Consider the following 4,676-nt stretch of genomic DNA (forward strand, 5'->3'; position numbering starts at 1 on the left):
GTACTGCGGGCCGCAGTTCCCCCTCCTCGTCGTAACAATGGCGGCGGGTGAAGCTGCCGTAGCGGAGGTGGACCGGTCCGGATCCCCAGCGCAGGTCGCTGAGAATGTAGGGCGCGGGCTCGCCGTCGAGGAGGGCTGCGAGCGGTGAACTCGACGACGCCCAGGACGTGCTCGATCACCGCGACAAGATCGTCGGCGACGCCCGTTCCGGCGCCGAAACGACGGTCACCACGGCCAACGAGCAGGCACGCACCACCATCGACAAGGCGCGCGCCGAGGCCGATCGCATCCTCGCCGACGCCAAGGACCACGCCGACCGGATGGTCGCCGAGGCCACCGCCCACGCCGACCGCCTGGTGACGTCGGCCCAGGCCGAGGCCGATCAGGTCGTCGCCGACGGCAATGCCGAGTACGACGAGCTCACCGGTCGCGCCCAGATCGACGCCGACCGGGCCATCGAAGCGGGCAAGGCCTCCTATGAACGTTCGGTCGCCGACGGGAAGGCCGAGCAGGCCCGCCTCGTCGCGCAGACCGAGGTCGTCCGGGTCGCGCACGCCGAATCCGCCCGTCTGATCGACGAGGCTCAGGCCGAGTCCGACCGGGTGCGCACCGAATGTGACGACTACGTCGACGAGCAGATGGCCGATTTCGGCAACAGGCTCGCATCCATGGAAGAGACGCTCAACACCACCCGGCGCTCGATCACCCGCGGACGCCAGCAGATGCGCGGCGCACCGGCCGCCGAATACCCGGAATACGCTGCCGAGCACCGGCGCTGACCGGTCCTGGCGCCCAGCGCGCGTTTTGAGTTCCGGCGGGGTCCTGCCGTACTGTGGAGTGGTTGCCCATTATCCCCTCGACGGTAAGTGAGTCCGTGATGTCCGCCGGTTCCGGTTCGTCCGCGCGTCCACGCAAGACCAGTGGTCCTGTGTCGGAGGCGGGCTTTGTGCTGGATGTCCGCAATCTCGGCCGTCGGCCGGGAACCATGCGGGAGCTGCGTCGCACGGTCACCGACCACGAGCGGCTGGGTCTCGACCTGATCGCCATCCCGGCCGCTGCCGAGGTGGAACTCGATCTGCAATTGCAGGCGGTCTCGGAGGGTGTGCTGGTCACCGGCACGGCGTCCGGGCCGACGGCCGGGGAGTGCTCGCGCTGCCTCGAACCGTTCGAGGACCAGGTGGAGATTCGTCTGACGGAGTTGTTCGCGTATCCGGACAGCACCACCGAGCAGACGACCGAGGATGCCGAGGTCTACCGCATGGAAGACGACCTCGTCGACCTCGAGCCGGTGATCCTCGACGCCATCGGGCTGGAGCTTCCGCTGCAGCCGCTGTGCTCGCCGGACTGCGCGGGCCTGTGCCCCGAGTGCGGTGTGCGGATGGCGATTGCGGGTCCTGATCATGGGCATGAGATACTGGACCCTCGCTGGGCGAAGTTGGCGAATTTTGCCACTGACGAGCCCGGTACCGGCGACCCCGCCTGAGGGTTCCACCACCAAGACCAAACCGTTGCCGCGGCATCTGATGCCGGTGTAGTCAGCGAAAACCAAGAGGAGAAGTAGCCGTGGCTGTTCCCAAGCGTCGGATGTCGCGTTCCAACACCCGGTCGCGGCGCAGCCAGTGGAAGGCCACCGCGCCGACCCTGGTCACCTGCCCGAACCGCGCGTGTGGTGAGAAGACCCTCCCGCACATCGCGTGCCCGTCCTGCGGCACCTACAAGGGCCGCCAGGTCACCTCTGCAGTCTGATCGTTGTAGATCATTCCTAGCAACGTGACAGCCAGTAAAGACAATGTGGGCGCGGCGGATCACGCCAGCCTGCTCACCGCCCTCGGTGTCGACGTACGACCGGAGCTTCTGCGCCTAGCGCTGACGCACCGGTCGTACGCGTACGAGAACGGCGGTTTGCCGACCAACGAGCGCCTGGAATTCCTCGGCGACTCGGTACTCGGCCTCAGCATCACCGAGCGCCTGTATACCGAGCATCCGGAGAAGTCCGAGGGTGAACTCGCGAAACTGCGCGCCAGTGTGGTGAACATGCACGCGCTCGCCGAGGTGGCGCGTGGTCTGGGCGACGGCGGACTCGGTCAGTACCTGCTGCTCGGCAAGGGCGAGGAGCTCACCGGCGGTCGCGACAAGCCGAGCATCCTCGCCGACGGCATGGAATCGCTGCTCGGTGCGGTGCACCTCGAGCACGGCATCGAAACCGCGCGCGGTGTGGTGCTGCGGCTGTTCGCCGACCTGCTCGAGCGCGGCCCCCGCATGGGCGCCGGCCTCGACTGGAAGACCAGCCTGCAGGAGCTCACCGCCGAACGCGGTCTCGGCGTGCCCGCCTACGAGATCACCTCCACCGGACCGGACCACAACAAGGAGTTCACCGCCACCACGGTGATCGCCGGTGTTCCGTACGGCTCAGGCGTGGGTCGCTCCAAGAAGGAAGCCGAGCAGAAAGCCGCCGGTACCGCGTACAAGGCGCTGACCGCCGAATCCGCAGACAAAGCCTGACCCGTGCCCGAACTGCCCGAGGTCGAGGTTGTTCGTCGCGGTCTCGCCGAGCACGCCGTCGGTAGGGCCATCGATACCGTCACCGTCACCCACCCGCGAGCCGTGCGCAGGCACATCGCGGGTGGTGCTGATCTGGCGGCGAGGCTCACCGGGTTGCGGATCGACTCCGCGCAGCGCCGCGGCAAGTATCTGTGGCTCACCTTCGACGAGCCCGATACCGCACTGGTGGTGCATCTGGGCATGAGCGGTCAGATGCTGGTGCAGCCCGCCGACGCTCCCCTCGAGAAGCACGCGCACATCCGGGCCGTGCTCGGTGACGGCGCCGAATTGCGCTTCGTCGATCAGCGCACCTTCGGCGGCTGGGCGCTGGCCGACCTCGTCGAGGTGAACGGGACCGTGGTGCCCGATTCCGTGGCCCATATCGCGCGCGATCCGCTCGACCCACTGTTCGATCGCGAGGCCGTGGTCGCGGCCATCCGCGCCAAGAACACCGAGATCAAACGCGTGCTGCTCGACCAGACGGTGATCTCGGGTATCGGCAATATCTACGCCGACGAAGCACTGTGGCGGGCCGGATTGCACGGCACCCGCGTGGCCGCCGAACTCACCCGGCCGGTCGTGCGTACCCTGCTCGACGGAGTCAGCGCGGTCATGACCGAAGCGCTGGCCGTCGGTGGCACCTCCTTCGACGCCCTGTACGTGAATGTGAACGGCGAATCCGGCTATTTTTCCCGGTCACTGGCCGCTTACGGGCGCGAGGACGAACCGTGCGATCGGTGTGCGACGCTGCTGGTGCGGGAACAGTTCATGAATCGGTCGTCGTTTTCCTGTCCGAAGTGTCAACGGAAGCCGCGCCGCCGCTGATCCGGGCACGCTAACGTTTCCTCTGACAGGTCGTGACAGACCGGGTCCGTGCAGGGAGGACGTTATGCGCAAGCTGACCTATTTCGTGGCATCGACAATCGACGGTTTCATCGCCGCCGAGGACGGAACGCTGGACTTCTTCCCGGTAGGCGGTGATCACGGGCCCGCGATCATCTCGCAGTACCCGGAAACCCTGCCCACCAAGGTGCGCGAGGCGCGCGGAATCGCGGCGGGCAACATCTACTTCGACACCGTGATCATGGGCCGCAAGACCCACGACTTCGGGGTACGCACCGGCACCGCCAGCCCGTACGAGCACCTGCGCCAGTACGTGGTGTCCACGACGCTGCCCGAATCGCCCGCGCCCGGGGTGGAATTGATCGCCGAGGATCCGATCGCCGCGGTGCGTGAGCTCAAACGCGAAGACGGACTTGGCATCTGGCTCTGCGGTGGCGGTGAACTGGCGCAGGCGCTGCTGCCCGAGATCGACCAGGTGTTCCTGAAGCTGCACCCGGTGGTGCTCGGCACCGGCAGGCCGCTGTTCGGCGGCGGGGCGAAACTGCCCGCGCCGGAGAAGTTCCGGGTCATCACCAGCCGGGTGTACGCCGACGGCGTCGCGTTCCTCAAGTACGGCCGGATCAAGTAGTCGCGATGACATCGGCGGCGAGTCCGGGTCCGGTGGCGGCACTGCGCGAGGTCGGGTTCTGGCTCGAACGCGGTCGTGCCGAAACGCACCGGGTGAAGGCTTACCGCCGTGCCGCCGACGTCGTCGCCGGGCTCGCCGACGACGAGGTGGCGACGCGCGCCCGCGAACACAGCTGGCGTGAGCTCGCCGGGATCGGGCCCAAGACGGCCGCCATCATCGAAGCGGCCTGTGCCGGTGAGGTTCCCGGTTATCTTGCCGAGCTCCGCGCACAGGCGAAGCCGATCGCACCCGCGGGTGAGGAGCTGCGCGCGGCGCTGCGCGGTGATCTGCACACCCATTCGGACTGGTCCGACGGGGGCAGCCCGATCGCCGAGATGATGGGCGTCGCGGCCGCGCTCGGTCACGAATACTGCGCGCTGACAGACCATTCGCCGCGTCTCAAGGTCGCCAACGGCCTGTCCGCCGACCGGCTGCTGCGCCAGCTCGACGTGATCGCCGAACTCAACGAGCAGATGGCGCCGTTTCGCGTCCTCACCGGTATCGAGGTCGACATCCTCGACGACGGCACCCTAGACCAGCGGGCAGATCTCCTCGAACGCCTGGATGTCGTTGTCGCCAGCGTGCACTGGCACCTCGGGACGCTGTGTCCCAGCAGGTCAGGGTG

General features: G+C 67.6%; 6 protein-coding genes and 1 pseudogene. All 7 read left to right on the forward strand.

All coding sequences use genetic code 11. The annotated features are described in order from the left end of the window. Nucleotides 1–128: 128 nt before the first annotated feature. Nucleotides 129–779 (forward strand): annotated as a pseudogene (locus ACFWF3_RS24905) (DivIVA domain-containing protein); the annotation flags it as partial. A gap of 98 nt (nt 780–877) precedes the next feature. Continuing rightward, entirely contained in the window at nt 878–1,483 is a 606-nt protein-coding gene (locus ACFWF3_RS24910; RefSeq protein ID WP_379315621.1) for a YceD family protein, read from the forward strand. A gap of 80 nt (nt 1,484–1,563) precedes the next feature. Then, a complete protein-coding gene (gene rpmF, locus ACFWF3_RS24915; RefSeq protein WP_040708879.1) occupies nt 1,564–1,746 on the forward strand; it encodes a 50S ribosomal protein L32 in 183 nt (60 codons plus the stop codon). A gap of 24 nt (nt 1,747–1,770) precedes the next feature. Then, a complete protein-coding gene (rnc, locus tag ACFWF3_RS24920) occupies nt 1,771–2,502 on the forward strand; it encodes a ribonuclease III (RefSeq protein ID WP_358064067.1) in 732 nt (243 codons plus the stop codon). A 3-nt stretch (nt 2,503–2,505) separates the two neighbouring features. After that, nucleotides 2,506–3,366: a bifunctional DNA-formamidopyrimidine glycosylase/DNA-(apurinic or apyrimidinic site) lyase gene (gene mutM, locus ACFWF3_RS24925; RefSeq protein ID WP_379315624.1), complete on the forward strand. Its 861-nt coding sequence runs from the start codon at nt 2,506–2,508 to the stop codon at nt 3,364–3,366. Nucleotides 3,367–3,430: 64 nt separating this feature from the next. After that, entirely contained in the window at nt 3,431–4,012 is a 582-nt protein-coding gene (locus ACFWF3_RS24930; RefSeq protein WP_378992139.1) for a dihydrofolate reductase family protein, read from the forward strand. 5 nt (nt 4,013–4,017) lie between these two features. After that, nucleotides 4,018–4,676: PHP domain-containing protein (locus ACFWF3_RS24935; protein ID WP_379315626.1), on the forward strand; the 659-nt coding region annotated here is incomplete at its 3' end.

Origin of the sequence: Nocardia sp. NPDC060220 (assembly GCF_042727815.1) — a bacterium.
GTDB lineage: Bacteria > Actinomycetota > Actinomycetes > Mycobacteriales > Mycobacteriaceae > Nocardia.

What these genes read in the sequence shown, in the direction of transcription:
- ACFWF3_RS24910 (WP_379315621.1), top strand. Translation starts at nt 878, where the DNA reads ATGTCCGCCGGTTCCGGTTCGTCCGCGCGTCCACGCAAGACCAGTGGT.
- ACFWF3_RS24930 (WP_378992139.1), top strand. Translation starts at nt 3,431, where the DNA reads ATGCGCAAGCTGACCTATTTCGTGGCATCGACAATCGACGGTTTCATC.